Annotated in this window: 3 protein-coding genes and 3 pseudogenes; 3 read left to right on the top strand and 3 right to left on the bottom strand. The window is 34.8% G+C overall.

All coding sequences use genetic code 11. The features are described 5' to 3' along the window. The 3 genes and pseudogenes from Q0K80_RS10075 to Q0K80_RS10445 form a co-directional block, all read left to right on the top strand. A partial coding sequence (locus Q0K80_RS10075) for a phenylalanine--tRNA ligase beta subunit-related protein (RefSeq protein WP_294605980.1) occupies nucleotides 1-357 on the top strand: 357 nt, incomplete at its 5' end. Between the two features lie 191 nt (nucleotides 358-548). Beyond that, a pseudogene (locus Q0K80_RS10080) lies at nucleotides 549-818 on the top strand (type II toxin-antitoxin system RelB/DinJ family antitoxin). Beyond that, a pseudogene (locus Q0K80_RS10445) lies at nucleotides 811-1,060 on the top strand (type II toxin-antitoxin system YafQ family toxin). Before Q0K80_RS10080 ends, Q0K80_RS10445 begins: the two co-directional pseudogenes overlap by 8 nt. Nucleotides 1,061-1,662: 602 nt before the next feature. Here the strand turns inward: Q0K80_RS10445 and Q0K80_RS10090 are convergent. The 3 genes and pseudogenes from Q0K80_RS10090 to Q0K80_RS10100 all read right to left on the bottom strand — a co-directional run. Next, on the bottom strand, nucleotides 1,663-1,938 hold the full coding sequence (locus Q0K80_RS10090; RefSeq protein WP_294605984.1) for a YkoF family thiamine/hydroxymethylpyrimidine-binding protein: 276 nt from the start codon (nucleotides 1,936-1,938) through the stop codon (nucleotides 1,663-1,665). Then, nucleotides 1,905-2,591 (bottom strand): methyltransferase domain-containing protein, encoded by a 687-nt coding sequence (locus Q0K80_RS10095; RefSeq protein ID WP_294605986.1) that lies wholly within the window; start codon nucleotides 2,589-2,591, stop codon nucleotides 1,905-1,907. The genes Q0K80_RS10090 and Q0K80_RS10095 overlap by 34 nt, the downstream gene beginning before the upstream one ends. 142 nt (nucleotides 2,592-2,733) lie before the next feature. Further along, nucleotides 2,734-2,907, bottom strand: a pseudogene (locus Q0K80_RS10100) (transposase); the annotation flags it as partial. Nucleotides 2,908-3,123 lie beyond the last annotated feature (216 nt).

The raw sequence follows: 3,123 nt of genomic DNA on the forward strand, positions 1-3,123 counted from the left end.
ATTGGGGGACTTGATTTAGAGCGGCTACAAGGTGATTTAACGTTGCGAGTTTCTGCTGGTGGAGAAAAATTCTTTCCAATTGGGGAACAAGATGCGGAAATGACCTTGCCCCAGGAAATTATTTATAGTGATCGAAGAGCAGTGGTTACACGCTGTTTAAATTGGCGTGACAGTGCCCGCTATGAGGTGAATTCTAGCACTAAAGAAGTTTTATTTATTATCGAAAATGCTAATCCAGAACGGAATGCTGATTATCAACAAGCCATTGTCTTATTACAAAAGCGTTTGCAGGACTATCTCAAACTGTCAACAACAGTTCAGGTTTTAGATCAAGAACACCCGCAAGTGGAATTATAAAAAATATTATTAAAATAAGTTTATTTTGTTACGAATTTATTTACTAACTGAACCAATTGGAATTTTTCAATTGGTTTTTTGATGTTTTTTTAATTAAAAATAGTAGATAAAAGCTCTTCTTTTACCCAATGTATTTATATCGGGATATTTTTGATATAAGTAAATTGTTAGATGAAATGGAGCAATTAGCAATGGCAACGACAAAAAAAGAAGCTCGTTTGAATATTCGTATTGATCCTTAATTAAAAGATGTTGCTCAGATTGTAGCGGATGATATGGGCATAGACTTAACTGCGTCTGTTACCATCTTTATTACAAAAATGGTAAAGGAACATGTTATCCCCTTCACACCAACGAGTTTACCAGTTGAAACTTTACAGTTACTAAAAGAAGCAAAACATCCAGAATTGCTGAAAAAATATAATACTCCTGATGACATCTGGAATGACCTAAATGTCTAGTCTGTTTCCAACTCTGACATTTAAACGTGATATAAAACGCCTGTCTAAGAAATATTGGCCGATAGCCGATAGATGAGTTAAAAGTGGCAGTTAAGTTATTAGATGCAGGAACTAATAATGAAATATTAAGAAAAAAATATGCAGATCATGCTTTGTCTTCAAGTAGCACTTGGAAAGGATATCGTGAATTGCATGTTGGTGGTCCTCTTTGAGATTGGTTGCTAATATATAAAATTGAGTAACAGGACCTTATTTTGACTCTGGTAAGAACTGGATCTCACAAGAACCCTTTGGGCAAATAAGTTTACTAGTAAGTACAACTGGATCAGAGTAAACGATGGTTTCAATAAACCAAAATTAAAAAATATTGAGAAAATACTGCTAGATTTATCTAATCATACTTTAAAAAGATAATTAACAGTTTTATTTTAATGTACGTAAAACTGTTTTTTTTGTAATATTTGATAAAAGTCCACTCATTTAGGGTGTTACTAATTTAAATAGGGGATTATTTTGATTTTTATTGCTAATCATGTTATATTAGTATTTGTATCAAAGTATTTGTGGCTCCTCTTTTCTTTAGGATTTTGTCCTTGTTTAGTTCTATTATGAGCATAGCTTCCTATAAAAAGAGTATACCGCTTTAACTTCTCTACACTTTGATATAACATAAAAAGGTACTTGGACCCTTGATTAATTAAGGATTTAAGTACCTTTTTCTATACTTTTAATGAAAAACTAAGTCAGGAATCTTTTGATTAAAATCAGGAGACTCCTGCCTTAATTTTTCATTGAATTGATTTTTACTAAAATTTCAAATTAGTGACCCTTTTTAAATTATTCGCTAGTTATTTTCCAGCTGACAACCGCAAGTATTAGAAATAGTCGCATTGCAGACAAAATGCCAATTTTGTTCTTGCGCATAATTAGTTATTTGTTCTAATAATTTAAATATGTCAGTAACTGGGCCCCGCAAAATAGTGGCTAACTCATTAGTTTCGGCAGTAACAGCCGTTTGTTGCTGAATCAATTGTAAAACTTGTTCAACTATCTGGTTATAATCAGCTGCTCCCAAAGGATAGAAACTCAATTGGCAGCTGATTTGCGAAATTTCAGACATACAAAGCCTCCTATTGGATTAGTTTTTTGAGCATTTTTCTCATTAGTATTATTATACTCTGACTCTGGTAAATTAGGAGGCAAGAATAAGCATTGCTGTGCATTCGTAAAGTGCTGTGAATCCCAATTTTGTATTTGCTTTAAAGTTAAAAAATGAGCATATTCATAAGCTGTTCCTCGACAAGCAGGACTTTCATACAAATTCGCCCAAGCACTACCCTTTTGAATTGTACCTAAAACTATCGTACCTCCAGGCTTAACAACACGATACATTTGATGGTAGGCAACTTGCGGATTTGTGATAAATTCCAAGGTTGCCATAGAAAAAACACTGTCAAACTGATTATCTGCATACGCTAGTTTTTGAGCATCCATTATTTGTAACTGGACTTGTTCTAAATAAGCCGATAATTTAGTTTTTGCTTGTTGGAGCATCTTTGGGGCCTTATCAATTCCAGTAATCAGGCAGCCTTTTTGCACCAACTCCAGGGTAAAGTGTCCGGTACCACAGCCAATTTCCAAAATTTTTTGCGCAGATCGTGGTTGCAATAAATCACCTAAAGTCTGCGCTTCTTGCTCAGCAACAAACTGCCCTACAGTAGTCTGATACCAATCATCATATCCCTGATAAAAATCATTAAACACATTTTTCATATTTCTGCCTCTTTTCTTCAATACTTTTACTTCTAGAATAGCACTTATTATAATAACATTATTGTGACTAAAGCAGATATTTCTCCAAGTATTGCCTAGCAGTTTTCAATGAAAAATTAAAACAGTAATCTCTTGATTTTAATCAGGAGGGGAATGTCTGGTGTTTAAAAGCGTAAGGCGTCTTACTGATATACTGTTCTACCACCTCTTCACTCATGTTTCCCAGTGTACTCATGTTGTAGCAGTGCGACCAAAGATGTCCGTCCCAAAATTTCTGCTGCTTAATTTCCGGATTCTTTTCGAAAAACATTTTGGCAAAAGGCTTAGCCAGTATCTAAGTAGTAGGTCCGTCTGGCAACCTGCGGACCATAAAGGCTTTGGTAATTAGCACGTAAGACCTATAAGTAGGCAAGGGCTGTAACTAAGCAAATTGTGGTCGTTGCCCCTAAGGGCAATTCTCACAAGCTCCTGACTTTAGTCGGGAGTGGTTGACACTACTTCCATATGTAGGAAGCTTTTTTTCTAATACTTA

It is taken from the genome of uncultured Lactobacillus sp., from assembly GCF_945290125.1.
GTDB classification, from domain to species: domain Bacteria; phylum Bacillota; class Bacilli; order Lactobacillales; family Lactobacillaceae; genus Lactobacillus; species Lactobacillus rizhaonensis.

What these genes read in the sequence shown, in the direction of transcription:
- Q0K80_RS10090 (WP_294605984.1), bottom strand. Translation starts at nt 1,938, where the DNA reads ATGTCTGAAATTTCGCAAATCAGCTGCCAATTGAGTTTCTATCCTTTG.
- Q0K80_RS10095 (WP_294605986.1), bottom strand. Translation starts at nt 2,591, where the DNA reads ATGAAAAATGTGTTTAATGATTTTTATCAGGGATATGATGATTGGTAT.